Source organism: Paenibacillus sp. UMB7766-LJ446 (genome assembly GCF_030226665.1).
GTDB lineage: Bacteria > Bacillota > Bacilli > Paenibacillales > Paenibacillaceae > Paenibacillus > Paenibacillus vandeheii.
Genome location: NZ_JASOYM010000024.1, coordinates 18,297 through 36,239, shown reverse-complemented (window position 1 = coordinate 36,239; position 17,943 = coordinate 18,297). Strand labels below are relative to the sequence as shown.

The window sequence follows — 17,943 nt, the reverse complement described above, 5'->3', positions numbered from 1 at the left end:
AAGGAGAGTGACTTAAGCGTGAGTTTGCACAACGAACGCCCCGTTAGTTACCTTGTTCAACTGCTTTCACGGACGTGTTGTTACTCTGGTACTTACGGATAATTGAAACTTCTACCCGACGATTCTGAGCTCGTCCAGCTTCAGATTGGTTGCTAGCGATCGGGTGATACTCTCCATAACCACTAGGTGTGAATTTCGCTGGGTCCAGCGTCTCATTTAATAACAGAATTTTGAGGAAATTCAGTGCTCGATCGGCACTTAAATCCCAGTTATCCTTATATTGGCTGTTCGAAATGGGAACATTATCAGTATGGCCAGACACAACGACTTCATATTCCGGGAATTCCTGCAACATGCTAGAGATGGCTTTGGCCAGTGAACGAGACTCGGGCTTAACATCAGCCCGGCCTGAGGAGAACAGGGCGTTATCACTGATCGTAATCTTGAGCTCAGACTGATTCAGCTTGGTATTCAGCTGGTCGGAAAGGCCATTTTTCTGAATATATTGATCAAGCTTTTTCTTGAGTTTCTCCAGATCTTCCTGTTCTTTCTGAGCCATCTGCGCATCTGTAATCTGAGCCGGTGTCTTCTTGATATCTTCAGGCTGCTGTTTGTTTTTGCCCAAATCTGTAGTGGAATCTGTAGGGTTCATGGAGGTATGATCCAGTACACCCGAACCACCGTTCAATGCGCTGCTCAGAGCTGAAGCCATCTGTTCAAACTTCGTTGCATCTATAGAGCTCATAGAGAATAGTGTGATAAACAGAGCGAGCAACAACGTCATCAAGTCGGAGTAGGGAAGCAGCCAGCTCTCGTCTATATGTTCTTCATGCGGTTCGTGTTTTTTAGCCTTTTTCACCTGATGAACCCTCCTTCTCTTCCAACTGTCTACGTTCGGAAGGTGTCAGGAATACAGATAATTTTTGATTAATGGCAATGGTGGATACACCGGATTGTATCGATAACAAGCCTTCGACCATCATCAGCTTGATTTCCATCTCTTTCTTGGACATCCGCTTCAGTTTATTGGACATCGGATGCCACAACACGTAACCGCTAAAGATACCGAGAAGCGTCGCGATAAACGCTGCTGCAATCGCATGAGAGAGCTTTTCCATATCACTGAGATCGGCAAGCGCTGCGATGAGACCTACAACGGCCCCGAGTACCCCGAGCGTTGGTGCATACATCCCCGCTTGGGCGAAGATCAAGGCACCGCCACGATGGCGCTCTTCTGTAGCATGAATATCTTCCATGAGTACATCACTTACAAATTCCTGATCATTGCCGTCAATAATCATACGCATACCGCCGCGCAGGAACTGATCATCGATATCTTCGACTTTCGATTCAAGTGCAAGTAAACCTTCACGGCGGGTGGTGGAAGCCCAGTCCATAAATGTGCCGATTAGAGAAACACGGTCAATCAGTTGCTGCTTTTTGAACAGTACCCCGAATAGCTTGGGGATTTTTTTAACTTCAGACATGGGAAATGCCATGAAAATAGTTGCTGCCGTACCAACAAAAATAATAACGTAGGCTGCCGGGTTGTTAACCAGGTTGATAAGGGGTGCACCCTTCAGGAACATACCCACTACAAGTGAAACCAGCCCTAAAACTAGTCCGATAATCGTTGAAATTTCCATCATACACCTCATCCATGAGATAAAATTGAATCCTTTCAAGCGGCTTTATTCGGGCTTCCGGACGAACGTTACACCGCAATCCGTTTAATGTTAGGCAACCTTGAGGGTTGCAGAAACAGTTAAAACGGTCATGTATAGTATTTATCGACCAGATGGCCTTTTTTTTTAAGGGTTATTTTCAGGTATAATAAGAACAAATCTGCTCCTTAGGGGCTAAACAGGAGTGAAAAGTCAATGGGCGTAAAGCATGGACGGGATTATGAAGGAATATTGACAGATTTGACACAGGCTATAGGCCGAATACCGGACCGCTATGTTTTCTTTGAGATGGATGAGGAAGAATGGTCACGCCTTGGTGTAACAGAGCAACTCGAAGTGGATGAGGCATTGGCGGAAGATCTGTTCTATGCGCTGGGTGAGGAGTCTGTCATTCCGGTAGGAAGTGGAGTGGTCATTCATGACAAGGAACAGCACCGAATTCATATCTTAATTGGGGAAGAAGAGCTGACTTTTGTACCACTCATTTAGTATGCTCCTATAAGATATTTGGCATGGAAAACGGGGTTGGAGAATCTCCCAAAAGCCTTATGGTTAGTGGATCTAGCGCCATTTGTACTATTGGAATTTGAGGCTTGTCCGTGGTAAGATGATAGTCATGAAACGGGCGAACCGCAGGGCGGTGGACCTATGCGTTTGGGTTGCTGTGGTAGCGCCAAAGGTTTTGATGGCACCGCGGACAGCTGTCTGTGATGAGCCATCATATGGGGAGGAAGATAACGTATGGTTTTTTCGCAAGAGGAAGTCGAAGCTCATCTGGGAAGGCTGGAAGGCTGGGAACTGGAAGAGGGACGATGGATTGTCCGCAAGTTCGTATTTTCCAACTACATGAAAGGGATTGCATTTGTGGATGAGGTCGCAGCGATTTCAGAAGCATTCAATCATCACCCTTTTATTACGATTGACTATACAACGGTCACGCTACGTCTCACATCTTGGGATGAAGGTGGCATCACATCTGTAGATATTAAAGAAGCAGAGCAATATAACGAGGCGTTTGAGAAAAAGAGGTCGGAATAAACTGGCGCGGTTATCATCGCACTACCGGAAGTGAGTGAAGCATACATGTCAGACGATGATCAGAACAAACCACTTATTACTGTCGTAGGCAGCCTTAATATGGATCTGGTGGTGAAGACGGACATCATTCCCGAGGAAGGGGAAACGGTAAGCGGGAAGGAACTGCACTATCTGGCCGGAGGTAAAGGTGCCAACCAAGCGGTGGCAGCAGCACGACTTGGCGGACAGACAACGATGGTAGGTGCGGTAGGATCGGATGGTTTTGGTGAACGCTTGCTGCACAGTCTAACGGAAAGCGGGGCGGATGCCTCACAGGTCCGCATTCTGAATGATACGGTTACTGGTACGGCCTCCATCTGGCTCTCCAAAGGAGATAACCGGATTATTGTCATTCCTGGAGCGAATGGGCAGGTTGTGCCTGCGATGCTGGAAGAGGCGGATACGGTAAAAAGCCTGACTGCAGCCGCAGCGGTGCTGCTGCAGCTGGAGATCCCGCTGCCTGCGGTCACCCGCGCCGCCCAACTGGCGGCTGAAGGCAGCGCATTGGTGGTGCTCAACCCGGCTCCCGCGGTGCCGGGTCTGCCCCAGGAGCTCCTGCGGTGCGTCGACGTCGTCACGCCGAACCGCAGCGAGCTCGCCGTGCTTACCGGCCGGGATGATCTCCGGCCGGAAGACGTAGATGCGGCGGTCGCAGAGCTCGCCGCATCCCTCGGGGCCGCTGTCGTTACGACGCTCGGCCCCGAGGGGGCTGTATACGCGGCGGCGCCTGGCGGCCGCGTACAGGCAGGGCGTGCCGGCGCATGCCGTGCGCCCGGCTACGCCGTAAGCGCCGTCGACACGACCGGCGCTGGCGATTGCTTCAACGGCGCGCTGGCGGTAGCCCTCGCGCGCGGAGAGACGCTGGACGCGGCGGTAAGCTTCGCCATGGGCGCAGCCGCGTTGTCCGTGACGAAGCTCGGCGCCCAGTCCGGGATGCCGTCTGCACGTGAAGTGCAGGCTTTCCTTGCCGAGCAGAAGGCAAAAACGCAGTAAACCATTCTTCTTTAGGATGAATTATAGGCGGCAGAATGAGCTCATGCAACCGGAGTAGCCATAGCGCCGCATATTTTCACCGGAGCTTTCTCTACACGCTAAGCATGTAAATATGACCAAGAGGCTCTTACTTTCCCGGCAAGGGAGAGTGAGAGCCTCTTATCTGTAGAACATTGATTAAACCCGGTAACCCTGTGATACGGTTGGCTACGTTATGCGTTCAGCATCAACGTGGTTTAGAGCATGCGTTAAAGAGCAGGAGGTGATTGAAGCCACCACGCTATACATGCTTGCAACCTGTCTTAACTGTTCGCCTTAAACGATGGGGTTACTTCTTCTCCGCCAGCCACATCGCAATATTCGCGATTTCTTCTTCCTTCAGCTTGTCTTTGAACGAAGGCATACCGCCGCTTTTGCCTTTGACAATGGTCGTATAAATCTTCTCCACATCGTCCTGGCTGCCAATCTTCTGCAGACTAGGGCCCATGCCCCCTTGAAGCTGATCACCGTGACAGGTAATACAGTTGGCTTTGACCAGTGTCTCGGCCTGTCCTGCATCCATGGTAACTTGCGGCATCGTCGGTTTCGCTTCTTCTGCAACTTCCTCTTTCCCTGGAAGCGTAAACATTAGTACAATAGCTAAAGCGCACGCTGCAAAAAATACCCCGCTCATGATCCATTTGTGCATCCCTTATGTCCCCTCCAGAATGAAAGATCATCTAACCTGAAACTATCCATATCATTATAACGGAACCTGTAGTTACATCATAGCATTTTGTGGTAATTTTTTGAACTAATCACATAACCGGGGACTTTTTCGATGATTTGAAGCCCTATTTAATCGCGTGGACCTTCATAGACCATGCAGTAAAAAGGTTTCAAACCGCTCGGTGTCTGTCGTTCGTATGTATCCTGCGTAACAAATCCTGCCTTGAGATAGACACGAATGGCCCGTTCATTCCAGGTCAGGACTTCCAGATCAATTTCGTTTGCCGGGTTCCGGCGAAGGGCTTCCTTCACAATGGCCGAGACAAAAGCTGTTCCCTGACCATGACCACAGCGTTCGGGGTGCATACCAAGCCCAATGCGAGTGACACCTTCAAGTGGGAAGTATTGAGCGAAACCCCAAATTTGATGATCCTCTCCCAACACCACTGCATATTGTTCCTTCCGAAGCTGGGGATCTCCGAATTCCACTTCGAGTGCTTTCATCTGCTCCCAGGGCAGCCAGCTATAAATATTATAAGGCGGATCATACTGCCAATCACAGATGAGCTCCGCATGTTCTTCTTGCATGGGCACAACGTGAAACGTCACAGGGGCTTCATCCATACAACTGCACGCTCCTCTCATTGTGAACAAGCTATAATGATTTTAATTTAACCAATAGCATAGATATGTCATTCCATATCTATGCTTGTTTTCACTCTACAAAAGAGGCGTTCATTTGGCAAGTCCTCGTTATTGAAAAAAAGTGAAACAAAAGTTCTGGTAATTTCGTTTATATTATAGTGGGATGGGTAAAAACATTATAAGAGCACGGACGAAGCAATGCAAAATAGCCCTGAAAAAAGTAAAGTTAGGTTAGATAGCTTATCCCAAAATACTTTTGATGAAACGAAGCACAAAAAAACCGCCGGATACATTCCTGCGGAGAATGTACCAGACGGTTCTATTATGCTTCGTTACAGTAGTGTTATTGTTACAGCATGACGTTGCTCCGCTTGTCCCTAGTCGATGGCCAATGTCTCATATGCGTCCGTGCTCATAATGCGTTTAGCGCCAACATAGCGGTTAGCCCAATAGCTTTCACTTAATGCGCTGATTGTAACTCCTTTGGAAGAAGAGGAGTGTGCAAACTTTCCATCTCCTACAAAGATCCCTACGTGCGAGACCCCTTTGCCCGTTGTATTGAAGAATACCAGATCACCTGGTCTCATTTCCATACGGGATACTGAATCGCCCATGTCGAATTGTGAACTTGATTGGCGCGCCAGATCAATGCCCAGCTTGTCGAATACATAACTTGTAAACCCAGAGCAGTCAAAGCCGTTAAGCGTTGTTCCTCCGCTTTTGTATGTAGTTCCCATTGCTGAATCAATGACTTGGTCCATTTTTGAATCTGCGAATGCGCTGCCTGCTCCAAGCGATAATGCGAATGTGAGGCTAAGTACAGCTGCGGTTAATTTCTTCTTAAACAAAAGATATACCCCTTCCAATGCCTGCGAGGTTAGCTTAAGGATTCGGTTGAAGGTCCCCTATGATCCCTCTGTTGCAAGATCAATTCACCCATAACTGGTTCCCCCGCTTCCCAGGTGCTAGGAATTTGGCTATGCTAGTTGTGCACCTGCGAAATCAAGAAATGACGATTAAATTTTAAGTAGTTACAAATATGAAGGTAAAGATTACAAAGTTGTTACTAAAAACTCACTGCGATTATTGTAACAGAGGTATATCACTTTGGCAACGTTTAGCAACAAAATTAGCAAAAAAAACCTCGACCTTTGACGGGGAAAGGTCGAGGTTTGCTTGTTTAACGGCATTTGATGAGCTTAACTTTACATAGAGATGGTAACAATTTTGACCGTTCAATTTATTCCTTGACCGAGTTGGACTGCCATAACCGGAAATGGGCGCATATTTTCCACAGACTCAGCAAGCACCGGGCAAGTGGGTACGTTTGTTGTAGTATAAGGCCGGTTAAGCCTGTTACTAACCATGAAGCTGAGGTAAAGGCACCAAAGACCAGCAGATGAAGACCTCCCAGCAGGGTCGCAATACCGATCAAGGTGATGATTTGGCGCAGAGCAATCCATAGGGCCTGGAACGTACCACGCGCTCCACCTTCCCCGTCAGGAGCCGAGACCCCAAACTGCATGTAGAGAAGGGCATGATGTATTACCCACCCGTATACAATCCAACCAGCAACATAGGGAATACCCGGCAAGAGCAGCTGGAGGGAATGAAAGCCATCCATAAAGATGGAATAGAGCTTCGGTACGAGCCAATAAGCCGGCAGCAGCAGCAATACGGTTCGAATCGTGTGAAGCAACAACATCGGTTTCCACAAATTTTTGATGCCGCGAATGAATGGAACGCGCTCTTCTGAATGATTAAAATGCTGGAGTGAGTAGAGCAGCCCTGCCTGAATGAGTGGGCTAATTAGCATCCGCAGCAGCAGCATAGCCCCTAGAATCCATAAATGGCGATGGACCTCCGGGTTTGTTGACAGACCAAGCTGGCTCTCCATTTTGAATAGAATTGTACTTAGCTCCCCGGCATCAGGTTCAGGATAACGCAGGAGAAGCGGGACTACAGCTGACTGTACCATCCGATAAAGAAAGTATCCCCATATTAATTGATAGAGAAATAAGAGTGCCGCAATGAACATATGCTGACGGACGAGAAACCAGCCTTCACGTATTTTCGCTTTCACTGTATCCACCTCACCATGACAGACTTCCGAATATAGCTTCTATAAGTTTGGTTGCGCTCATGCTCCAGCGGGATTTGGTTGGCTCATCCAGTCCGGATTTCAGAAAATTGTTCATATGATGGTTCTCCAGCACGATCGTGTATAGCGGATCAGTCATCGCCCAGGAAACCGGGGAAGTGTAGGTCAATTTGTAGGTAATGCGCTCCTTGCTACCATCCCATTCTTTCGTCATGGTTTTCCCATCCTCGAACATAATTCGAACAGGCACTTTCGTATATTCACTGCCTTTTTTCTGCACTGTAACCGACGACTCGTACAAGGTTTGACCGTCTTTCAGGACGGGAGTGACCTTGATCTTCTCCACTGCAAAGTCAGCCATGCCGTCTCCGTATACGTATTGTTCAAAATAATCCGACCAGGACGTGCGGGTCACTTGTTCCACGACCTTTTGAAAATCAGAAGAAGTAGGGTGTTTGAAGCGGTATTTCTTCACATAGGTCGAGAGAATGCGCTCCATCGTTTTAGCACCAACCTGCTGCTCGATCCCGAGTAATACAAGCTTGCCTCTTGTGTATACGTTGGCTGCATAATGATTCTGGGAATCAAACTTCCAGGATTCTTGTGTCAGTGGAGCTGGGGAAGTAATGAGACCTGATTGTACGGGCAGATTCGGGATAAGTCCGTATTCCTGTTCCATCAGTTTGTCTTCCGCATAGGAGGTGAATCCTTCGTCCAGCCAAGCCTCTTCAAATTCATTACTGGCGACCATACCGTAAAAATACTGATGTCCAATCTCGTGCACAACCGTCCGTTCCAGATCGTAACCAGGGGCGGAATCATCCGCACCGAAGGCAGTGACCAAAGTAGGGTATTCCATTCCCCCTGCACCATTCCCCGATTTGGGCGGGACAACGATGGACAGTGTAGAATACGGATAAGGGCCAAACCATTTGCTATAATTGGATAGCGCTGCTTTGGCGGCGTAGAAATAACGTTCCTTTAGATCCTCATGCGCAGGGTCGAGATACAGCTTGATTCGAACGCCAGGCACATTAGGAGCAGAGAAGGGCTCTTCCGCATAAACAAAATCAGGTGAGGCTGACCAGGCAAAATCATGTACATCATCCGCATAGAACTGATAGATTTTTTCGCCGTTCTTCACCACAGCTTGCTGGGTTGGGAATCCTGTGGCAGCCACCTTGTATGTTTCCGGTACCCGAATACGTACACTATAGATGCCGAAATCAGCATAAAACTCTGAATTGCCATGATACTGATGCAAATTCCAGCCTTCGGACGTTCGACCACGTGTGCCTACTGGCTCATATACGCTAAGTTTAGGGAACCATTGACCTGCCATAACAAAGTTATCTGCTGTTCCCATGCGGGCAAAAATTTTCGGCAGCTTGACCTCAAATCGGGTGTGAAGCGTGATGCTTTCACCGGCTTTAACAGGTTTGGGCAGCCGTACCTTAATTAGGGTAGTATCTTTCATATTTCCGTCATCCGGCTGCACATATTGCATCCGATGCAAGAGGGAAAGCCCGTCCTCTGTTTTCATTTCTGTAATATGCATGGAACCATAACCGTCCGTGGGCATAACATCGCCGCGAAGCTTTCCCCCGGATTCTTTCATAAAGGTGGTGTCGGCAGAAGAGAAGGCGTTGGGATACATGTGAAAATAAAGCTCACTGACGGTTTTCTTACCTGGATGTGTCCAGGTTATCGTCTGAGTCCCTTGTAAGACATTTCCGTCTACGAGCTTCACATCCATGTGATATTCCACTACGCGGTTGCTGAACACTTCAGCGGTAGGTGTCTGTATACTTTCCGGAGATGTTTGGGTTTTGACGGGTGCCGTAGGCTTGCCCGATTCCGGGGCGAGCGCAGGCAAGTCAGAATGAATGGAGCGTGTGGTACCCAGACCAAGCCATATCCCCCCGGCAATTACACACAGGGCTATAATTGCGGTGAGCCAGCTCTTGGCGCGTCGTGGAATCATCGTTAAATACCTCCCGTTGACAAGCATCTACAGCATGTATATGTTTGCATTGGGGCGATTATTAGTTAAAATATTTGTATCAACCCTTGGAGGCTATAAAATGGACCAAAACGAGCAAAACGGCAAAAAACAGATTGCCTTGAATATCGTTAGTGCAAAGAGCAAACACAAAGGCTTCGGTGCAGGCTCTATTGATCTGAACAACCTGTCTCCAGTTATTATTGATAACGGAGAAGCTAAGATCGATATTGGTGCAATGCATGCGAAGAGTAAGGTAGAGCGCAACATCAAATTCTCCACCAATCGTGAGGACGTACCCAATGGACGCCAGGTATGGCTGGTATGGGTAGCTGTGGACCGTAACGAACAGGGGCAGCTCTATGGTGGAGCAACCGCGTGTGAGATGTGGATTGATACAGAAGCTCGTCGTGGATGGAAACTGCTGGCCGAACATGTGAATCGTATGGATTATGCTATGAAGCGCCGGTTCATGCTGGATGATCTTGGACCGGAGGATCGCGCAGCACTCAAAAAACTGCTGATTACGCATAACGAAGAATGGTGGAACGCTTCTCCAGATGAATTGAAAGAAGCGCTTGCCTAATTCATGTGCAAAGCCGTTTAAAAAAAGAAGCAAAAGCCCCGTGACCGAGATGATCGGTTCGGGGCTTTTGCTTTTGTGCTGAAACTGGAAATTTTGGAGTGGCGTAATTGCGTCATTACGTATTTACGTCACTTTGGTCATTCCACCCACCAGCGTTTGAAATCCTTCCACCATGAATGCTTCTCTTCCTGTATTCCCTGCTGATTCTGCACTTCGCGACTGTTTTTATCATCCTCTGAACCCGAATCGTCTGAAGCGCTGCGACAGACCTCAGTCGGTTCTGTGCCATCAATAAAAACTTCCAGCCGTTTCTCGGCGCAGCCATTGCCAGCCAGTTTGCCGGATTCGGGATCGATATATACACTGACGACGTTATCCGGTACGGTGAAGATCTTCGGTGGAACACTGGCAAGAGCCTGTTCCGTGAACTGGGCAAACATAGGTGCCGCACGACGCCCGTCGGATGTGGAGATGGCTTTGCCCTGATCGTAACCGACCCAGACAGCTGTGGAGAGCTCTGGGGTAAAGCCAACTAACCAGGCATCCGTATTCGTTGTCCCTGTTTTGCCAGCGACAGGCCGTTTAATGGTTGCAGATACCCGATTGCCTGTTCCGCCATTTTCGAACACACTCTCCATCAACCGTGTTAATACATAAGCAGCAGCGGGTTCAACGACCCTCTCAGCCTTGGTCTGAGGTGTTTCATAGATTACTCGTCCTGCGGCGTCCGTCACTTGTAGAATGGCTACAGGAGGTGTTCGCTGTCCACCTGCGGCAATAGCGGAGAATGCGGAAGCCATCTCCAGAGGACTAACCGGTGAGGTTCCGAGTGCAAGGGAGGGTACCGGGCTCATATTACTCGTAATCCCTAGATTCTTGGCCATCTTCACCACTTGTTCAGGTCCGATCTGCATAATCGTATTTACCGCGTAGATGTTGTCCGAAGCGGCGATGGCCTGTCTCAGATCAATCTCACCTAGATACTTATCCCCGAAATTGCCGGGTTTATAGGTCTTGCGATCATTGTCATAATGAAACAGGGTTGGCTCGCTTTTAAACATGGAAGCACTGGTGAGCTGTTTGGATTCCAGGGCAGCCAGATACATAATCGGTTTAAAAGCAGATCCTGGCTGGCGTGTAGTCGCCAGTACATGGTTAATCTGATTGGTCCGGTAATTTTTGCCGCCCACCATCGCTTTGATGTATCCGGTACGGGGATCAATCGATACCAGAGCGGTTTCCAGCTCGCTTTTGGCATCCATGCCTTTGGCTACGGCGTCTTCCGCCGCTTTTTGTACACGCAGATCAAGCGTGGTGTATATATTCAATCCTCCATGATCCAGCATCGCTTCGCTGATTCCCAGCTCCTTGACCGCCAGATTCCGGATATAATCGCGGAAATAGGGGGCGCTTTCCACGGTTTTACGTTCACTTTCCGGCTTGAACGAGAGCATTTCTTCATAAGCCTTATCAGCTTCCGCTTGCGAAATTTTGCCGATGTCAGCCATGGCATTTAATACAACCTTCTGCCGATCCTTGGCGTTCTTCATATGATTATATGGAGAATAGTACGTCGGACCCTTTGGAATTCCTGCAAGCATGGCACTTTCGGCGAGTGTCAACTGTTTGGCCGATTTGCCAAAATACATCCGGGAAGCCGCTTCGATTCCGTAGGCACCATGACCGTAATAGATTTCATTCAGGTACATCTGCAGAATTTCATCTTTGGTGTATTTCATCTCCAATTGTGCCGTGTACATGGCTTCCTTGGCTTTACGGGTCCACGTCTTTTCATGGGACAAATACAGGTTACGCGCGAGCTGCTGGGTCAGTGTACTTGCGCCCTGAGACATCTGCATATGCTCCAGGTTTACGAGTACAGCCCGTCCCATTCCTCGGATGTCGAAGCCGACATGATCATAGAATTTGCGGTCCTCAACTGCTAGTGTGGCGTTGACCAAGTCAGGTGAAATATCTCCTAACTGTACAGGCACCGAGTCTTTGCCTCCCGCCGAGAAAGTGGCAATGACTTCGCCCTGGCTGTCCAGCAGCCTGGAATTGCGATCCGAGTCAGCCAGCGGCAGACTAGTGGCGTATAGGTAGACTAATCCTGCTGCCAGGGCGATTAGGCCGAGAATAGCGAGCAGAGTCAGACTTTTGATGACTTTCCATATGCGGAACCCGCGTTTGCGGGTCTTTTGGCTTGGTTGGGTCATGGAACGGGCTCCTTTCTTTTCTTTCCAGTATGGGAATTCGGTGACACGGATATTCAATCATCCCGTTTAACGGTTTAAAATATAGCTTTTTTGCAGAAAAAAAACCGTTTTGCAGTATAAACGTCAATCGCGTATAATGCAAAAGGGTAATGAAAGATAACAGTTCGGCACAACATACAACAGGCAAGGAAGATCGAACAGTACCATTGTCAGTGATTCTTTGATCACTCAGACGCTATGTACGCTCTGGTCAATTTAATCTATATAATGTAGTGAAACGCGGACCTTTCCCGCAGCCAGCAACCATAACGCTGTATGGCGCCGAACGCTGGACGTGCTTGGGCGAACTGGCAGCGCACCCGCGCTTTGTCAGGTATGGCTGATCATTAACTTTACGGAAAGAAGGTAGAGATTATGGAATTGTGGTTTACGGAGAAACAGACCCCCGCATTCGGAATCACCGCGAAGATTAAGCAGACCTATGTAAGCGAAAAGACGGATTTTCAAGATCTGGCTATGGTAGAGACCGAGGAATTTGGCAATATGTTGCTGCTTGACGGCATGGTGATGACGACGGTGAAAGACGAATTCGTTTATCATGAAATGGCGGCCCACCCTGCGCTAAACACACACCCGAATCCGAAAAAGGTGCTGGTTGTCGGTGGCGGTGACGGCGGAGTTATCCGTGAAGTTATTAAGCACGCTGCTGTAGAAAAAGCAGTTCTCGTCGAAATCGACGGGAAAGTGATTGAATATTCCAAAAAGTATTTGCCTGAAATCGCCGGTAAGTTGGACGAGCCTAACGTTGAAGTGCTGGTGAACGACGGCTACATGCATATTATAGAGCATAAAAATGAATACGATGTAATCATCGTTGACTCCACAGAGCCTGTAGGTCCGGCTGCTCCGCTGTTTGAGCGCGGTTTCTACCAGGGCATCTATGAAGCGCTAAAAGAAGATGGGATCTTCGTTGCTCAAACGGACAACCCATGGTTCAAAGCGGACCTGATTCAAAAGGTAAACAAGGACGTTAAAGAAATCTTCCCTATCGTACTTGTGTACGGTTGTAATATCCCTACGTACCCAAGTGGTCTGTGGACCTTTACAATGGGTAGCAAAAAACATAATCCGCTTGAGGTGGACGAGACGCAGATTCCAGAGATGGATACGAAATATTACTCTCCACGTCTGCACAAAGCGGCGTTTGTTCTTCCTAAATTCGTGGAAGACCTTACGAAATAAGGAGGAAATAATCAGATGAAGTTGGATCAAGCTTATTCAGGTAACGTGTTTATTTGCAGTTCGGAGGACTATGAGAACTCCAAAGCGGTTATTTATGGTATGCCGATGGATTACACCGTCAGCTTCCGTCCAGGGTCCCGTTTTGGCCCTTCCCATATCCGTCAGGCGTCGGTTGGACTTGAAGAGTACAGTCCTTACCTGGATAAAAGCATTGTGGATATGACATACTTTGACGCTGGGGATCTGCTTTTGCCTTTCGGTAATGCAGGACGCAGTCTCGAAGTCATCGGAGAATATATCGGTGGCCTGCTGGCGGACGACAAATTCCCGATTGGTCTCGGCGGGGAACACCTTGTCACTTGGCCTGTCATTCAGCAAATGTACAAGAAATATCCCGACCTTATCTTGATTCATATTGATGCACATGCGGACCTTCGTGAAAACTATGAAGGCGAGCCATTGTCCCACTCGACACCAGTGCGTAAAGCAGCTGAACTGATGGGCGGCAAAAATATTTATCAGTTCGGAATTCGTTCCGGTTCCCGTGAGGAGTTCCAATTCGGACGGGAGAACATCAACTTCTATCCGTTTGAAGTGGCAGCTCCGATGAAGGAAGCTCTTCCGAAAATGGGTAACCGTCCGGTATACGTTACAATTGATATCGACGTGCTTGATCCGTCTGCGGCTCCGGGTACAGGAACAGCAGAAGCGGGCGGTATTACGTCCAAGGAACTGCTTGAAGCCATCCACATGATTGCAGGATCAGATGTAAATGTAGTGGGTTGTGATCTGGTGGAAGTGGCACCTATTTACGATCCTACGGAACAGACACAAATTGTGGCTGCGAAGATGATCCGTGAAATGCTGCTTGGATTTGTGAAGTAATAGCAAAATAACAGCGTCCTCTGTCTGCGTCAGGTTAAAAGCCTGCGTAGGAGAGGGCATTTTTTATGATCGTCTCTTAAACTTGATTGATTGAACCTCATTTCTGGATGATGTTATACTGACTACAAAAGTATTCAGTAATATATTCATTGATATATTACATTCGTGAAGTATATGGTGATTGGGTTTGACCATATATAAAAAAGAGCCTTCACCGCGCCAACGGTAAAGACTCTTAGGACCCCGAAAGGCTGTGGACTGCCACGGCGTGCATGAATTAAATATTGCTATGCAAGCGAAACCCACCGTCAGGCTTCCGACCTTATCAGGTGGGTTTTCGCTTGCAATTCAAGTCCATAACATCGTTTATAGCACGTATGTTCCCATACCTCTACCATTTGTTGTATATATAAATACACCCGTGTGTCATGCAGAAAACACTTATTCGGGATGACTCTATCTTAATATTTATGTATAATATGGAAATAGAGGGAAGGGGTTTTGTTATGCATGCAATCCGGGCTCAATTGAGTATGTATCCCAAATGGTTTATAGCGGTACTTATGATATTTACCATCAATCTTATATTAACAATGACTTTGTTCATCAATTTAACGTTAATACTGGCTAATCTCGCCATGTTATATGTTGCCTTTAGCATCAAGACACTTAAATACAATAAATTGCATTTTGTCCTGTGCCTTATTTTAAGTATCACTTTTGTGATTATTGCTTTTAAGACATATCCCATTTAAATCGGCTCGTAGTAGAGATTAATGATGAACCACTCATGCCCATGAGATAAAAAATGTGGGCATGAGTGTTTTTTTTTATTGCAATAATGTCACGCGGGATAAACAAATTGTTACGTTAAATCCTGCAAAATGGGGTAAAACCATAGAAGGAGGTGTCACAATGACAACAATGAGCAGAATGACATGGAAACGGATCGGCGCACTCGCATTATCGGTAACGCTGGCTTGGGGACTTGGTCCGGTACATACACTACCAGGCGCTAACGCTGCATCCTCCCCAACGTGTGGAAGTGGAGATCATGGATTAACAGCTACGTTGAAAAAGGGCAGTGGTGTGGAAGACCAACGACTGCAATTTACGGATATCGACTTTTTAAACAATACAACCGGACGGGCTGCTGGCGAGGGATTCCTGATCGGTACCTCGAATGCAGGCTGTACGTGGCAGTCCATTTATACCGGTCAATGGCAGTTCACACAACTTGATTTTCCGAATAATGTGAATGGATTTGCATTGGCTCAGGTGAAGAATTCTCCTACGACGTATCTCATCCGCTCAACAGATGGTGGATCACACTGGACACGGATGGATATTGGTGGCTTACAATTTAAGCGAATTGATTTTCGCACTAAAAATGAAGGCTTTGGGTACACCTATAATGGGGCATATATGACAAAGGACGGGGGTGCAACATGGAGCCCCATCTCTACACCAGCCAATACACGCGGAGCTGTGTTCACGACAGAGAAGCAAGGTTATGCGATTGTAGTCGCTCCTGGCTCGGGGTACCGAATCATGCAGACAAGTAATGGAGGCAAGAACTGGACGCAATCGCTGAAGGTAACCTCAACAACGTGGAGCGGTGGAGATATATACGCGAGCGGTAACCAGGTATGGGCCCTTCTATATGGCGATGCAGGCATGTCCCAGCAGTCGTATTCTCTCTACGCGAGCGGGAATGAAGGCAAGAACTGGAGACAGGTCTTCGCCCAACATACAGCAGGTGGTGGTCCGGCTCCAGGTGCAAGCAGCACAGGGAACGGAAAAGGTCCCGCAGAACCAGGGGGTCACCCAGGGAACATGGCGTTGATCGGTAATCAGACGGCCTATCTCTCGGGAGGATCCCCTGCAGCAGGCAAAGTAGGGATTGGCCGTTCTTATAATGCAGGTTCCACGTGGAAAAATATTGACCTGAAGGATCCAGGTTATAGCTCCCGCATTTCGTTTCCTTCTGCCAAAACAGGTTGGCTCGTCGTAACAAGCGACAATTCTCCTGCTATTTATGAGACGACAGATGGCGGAACAACATGGAAGCAAAAAATATTGTTGCCCGCTGAAAACGAGTAATTGGCGTCAGGCCATGGAATAATTTCAAGGCAATTTCAATCTAAAAGTGTATAAATCTTAACTTATTTGGCCTGATGAGGCCGACATGAACAAACAAGCCTTTTCCGGATTTAAACTGCCGGAAAGGGCTTGTTTGTTCTTAAATAAAAACGGTTGAATCCTGTTCACAAACACGTTATTGTAAGCGATAACAACACTTTTGGGGAGGTTGAAATTATGGTTGATGTTATTTTAAAGACGGATTCGGAACAAGGATTAATAAATCGCAATATATATGGTCACTTCTCAGAGCATCTGGGGAGATGTATTTATGAAGGGCTGTGGGTAGGGGAAGATTCACCTATTTCGAATACAGAAGGTATACGGAATGACGTGCTGAAGGCACTGCAAAAACTTCATATTCCCGTACTTCGTTGGCCTGGTGGTTGTTTTGCCGATGAATATCATTGGAAAGATGGCGTAGGTCCAAAAAGTGAGCGCGCCCGCATGATCAACACACACTGGGGCGGGGTAGAAGAGAACAATCATTTTGGTACGCATGAATTTCTGAGATTGTGTGAGTTGCTCGGTACAGAGCCGTATATCAGTGGCAATCTGGGGAGTGGTACGGTGCAGGAGATGCAGGAATGGGTGGAGTACATCACGTTTGATGGGGAATCTCCGATGGCGAACTGGCGGAAGAGCAACGGCCGTGAAGAGCCATGGAAGCTGAAATATTTTGGTGTCGGGAACGAGAACTGGGGTTGCGGCGGTAATATGCGTCCTGAATACTACGCAGATGAGTACCGTCGTTACGCGACATATGTACGTAATTATTCCGGAAATGAGATATATAAAATCGCCTGTGGGCCAAACGATCACAACTACGATTGGATGGAAGTATTAATGCGGGAGGCCGGTCGTTTTATGGATGGAATTAGCCTCCATTATTACACCATTCCAACAGGTGAGTGGGCGGATAAAGGTGAGGCTACAGGATTTGGAGAAGCCGAATGGTTCACAACGTTGAAAAAGACGCTATATATGGAAGAGTTACTTGTGAAGCACTCCGAGATTATGGATAAATACGACCCTGAGGGCAGAGTCGGTATTATCGTGGATGAGTGGGGAACGTGGTATAACGTTGAACCGGGTACGAATCCGGGATTTCTGTACCAGCAAAATACGATGCGAGATGCCGTACTTGCCGGGATCAATCTGAATATTTTTAACGCACACAATAAAAGAGTGCACATGGCCAATCTGGCACAGATCGTTAATGTTCTCCAGTCGCTCGTTCTGACTGAAGGAGATAAGATGCTGCTTACGCCTACATATCATGTGTTCGATATGTATCAGGTGCATATGGACGCACAGCGATTGGAGCTGAACTATGAGAGTCCTGGATATACATTCGGGGACGAGACCATCCCTCAACTAAGTTTGTCGGCTTCTCGCAGCAATGATGGAATTATTCATGTGACAGCGTGTAACCTTAGTCATACGGATGAGCTTGAAGTGGTCTGTCACATCGAATCAGTCGATGCTGCTTCTGTATACGGACAGATTCTACATCATGCAGATTATGGTGCGTTCAACACATTTGAACAGCCGGATCGAGTTCAGCCTGCGGAATGGAAGGGTATTACACTCGAAAATAACAAACTGCGTTTTGTGCTGCCTCCGGCCTCTGTTGGAGTAATCGCTGTAAAGGGCTGATC

At 47.7% G+C, this 17,943-nt stretch carries 16 protein-coding genes and 1 riboswitch; of the genes, 8 read left to right on the top strand and 8 right to left on the bottom strand.

Annotated elements, in window-relative coordinates:
- Positions 1–43 precede the first annotated feature (43 nt).
- Both motB and motA read right to left on the bottom strand, forming a co-directional pair.
- Entirely contained in the window at positions 44–859 is an 816-nt protein-coding gene (gene motB / locus QP794_RS32340; RefSeq protein WP_079345542.1) for a flagellar motor protein MotB, read from the bottom strand.
- Positions 846–1,646: a flagellar motor stator protein MotA gene (motA, locus tag QP794_RS32335; RefSeq protein ID WP_024628803.1), complete on the bottom strand. Its 801-nt coding sequence runs from the start codon at positions 1,644–1,646 to the stop codon at positions 846–848. Before motA ends, motB begins: the two co-directional genes overlap by 14 nt.
- 234 nt (positions 1,647–1,880) lie before the next feature.
- On the opposite strand from motA, the gene QP794_RS32330 reads away from it, so the two are divergent.
- The 3 genes from QP794_RS32330 (at position 1,881) to rbsK (ending at position 3,755) form a co-directional block, all read left to right on the top strand.
- A complete protein-coding gene (locus QP794_RS32330; RefSeq protein WP_285080742.1) occupies positions 1,881–2,174 on the top strand; it encodes a hypothetical protein in 294 nt (97 codons plus the stop codon).
- 252 nt (positions 2,175–2,426) lie between these two features.
- On the top strand, positions 2,427–2,723 hold the full coding sequence (locus tag QP794_RS32325) for a 4a-hydroxytetrahydrobiopterin dehydratase (protein WP_079345544.1): 297 nt from the start codon (positions 2,427–2,429) through the stop codon (positions 2,721–2,723).
- Between the two features lie 45 nt (positions 2,724–2,768).
- Positions 2,769–3,755, top strand: coding sequence for a ribokinase (rbsK, locus tag QP794_RS32320; protein ID WP_285080741.1), 987 nt, complete (start codon positions 2,769–2,771; stop codon positions 3,753–3,755).
- Between the two features lie 328 nt (positions 3,756–4,083).
- Here rbsK and QP794_RS32315 read toward each other — a convergent pair whose 3' ends face one another.
- The 5 genes from QP794_RS32315 to QP794_RS32295 form a co-directional block, all read right to left on the bottom strand.
- Positions 4,084–4,443, bottom strand: a complete 360-nt coding sequence (locus QP794_RS32315; protein WP_094939379.1) for a c-type cytochrome — start codon at positions 4,441–4,443, stop codon at positions 4,084–4,086.
- Between the two features lie 149 nt (positions 4,444–4,592).
- Complete coding sequence (locus QP794_RS32310) at positions 4,593–5,087, bottom strand: GNAT family N-acetyltransferase (protein ID WP_079345550.1); 495 nt, start codon at positions 5,085–5,087, stop codon at positions 4,593–4,595.
- A gap of 398 nt (positions 5,088–5,485) precedes the next feature.
- Complete coding sequence (locus QP794_RS32305) at positions 5,486–5,956, bottom strand: C40 family peptidase (RefSeq protein WP_024628797.1); 471 nt, start codon at positions 5,954–5,956, stop codon at positions 5,486–5,488.
- A gap of 3 nt (positions 5,957–5,959) precedes the next feature.
- Positions 5,960–6,097: riboswitch (cyclic di-AMP (ydaO/yuaA leader) on the bottom strand.
- 251 nt (positions 6,098–6,348) lie between these two features.
- Positions 6,349–7,191 (bottom strand): hypothetical protein, encoded by an 843-nt coding sequence (locus QP794_RS32300; protein ID WP_285080739.1) that lies wholly within the window; start codon positions 7,189–7,191, stop codon positions 6,349–6,351.
- A gap of 10 nt (positions 7,192–7,201) precedes the next feature.
- A complete protein-coding gene (locus tag QP794_RS32295; protein WP_285080738.1) occupies positions 7,202–9,193 on the bottom strand; it encodes a M1 family metallopeptidase in 1,992 nt (663 codons plus the stop codon).
- Between the two features lie 100 nt (positions 9,194–9,293).
- Between QP794_RS32295 and QP794_RS32290 the strand changes: the two genes are divergently transcribed.
- Positions 9,294–9,797 carry a YwhD family protein gene (locus QP794_RS32290; RefSeq protein ID WP_079345562.1) on the top strand — a complete coding sequence of 168 codons (504 nt, stop codon included), beginning with the start codon at positions 9,294–9,296 and terminating at the stop codon, positions 9,795–9,797.
- A 137-nt stretch (positions 9,798–9,934) separates the two neighbouring features.
- Here the strand turns inward: QP794_RS32290 and QP794_RS32285 are convergent, their stop codons facing one another.
- Positions 9,935–12,013: a transglycosylase domain-containing protein gene (locus QP794_RS32285; RefSeq protein WP_285080737.1), complete on the bottom strand. Its 2,079-nt coding sequence runs from the start codon at positions 12,011–12,013 to the stop codon at positions 9,935–9,937.
- A 414-nt stretch (positions 12,014–12,427) separates the two neighbouring features.
- On the opposite strand from QP794_RS32285, the gene speE reads away from it, so the two are divergent.
- The 4 genes from speE to QP794_RS32265 all read left to right on the top strand — a co-directional run bounded on the left by speE (position 12,428) and on the right by QP794_RS32265 (position 17,941).
- A complete protein-coding gene (gene speE, locus QP794_RS32280) occupies positions 12,428–13,255 on the top strand; it encodes a polyamine aminopropyltransferase (protein ID WP_024628792.1) in 828 nt (275 codons plus the stop codon).
- A gap of 15 nt (positions 13,256–13,270) precedes the next feature.
- Positions 13,271–14,140: an agmatinase gene (speB, locus tag QP794_RS32275; RefSeq protein ID WP_024628791.1), complete on the top strand. Its 870-nt coding sequence runs from the start codon at positions 13,271–13,273 to the stop codon at positions 14,138–14,140.
- A 915-nt stretch (positions 14,141–15,055) separates the two neighbouring features.
- Positions 15,056–16,243, top strand: a complete 1,188-nt coding sequence (locus tag QP794_RS32270) for a WD40/YVTN/BNR-like repeat-containing protein (protein WP_285080736.1) — start codon at positions 15,056–15,058, stop codon at positions 16,241–16,243.
- A gap of 216 nt (positions 16,244–16,459) precedes the next feature.
- The gene (locus tag QP794_RS32265; RefSeq protein WP_285080734.1) at positions 16,460–17,941 is read left to right on the top strand and encodes an alpha-N-arabinofuranosidase; all 1,482 of its coding nucleotides are present in this window, start codon (positions 16,460–16,462) and stop codon (positions 17,939–17,941) included.
- Positions 17,942–17,943 lie beyond the last annotated feature (2 nt).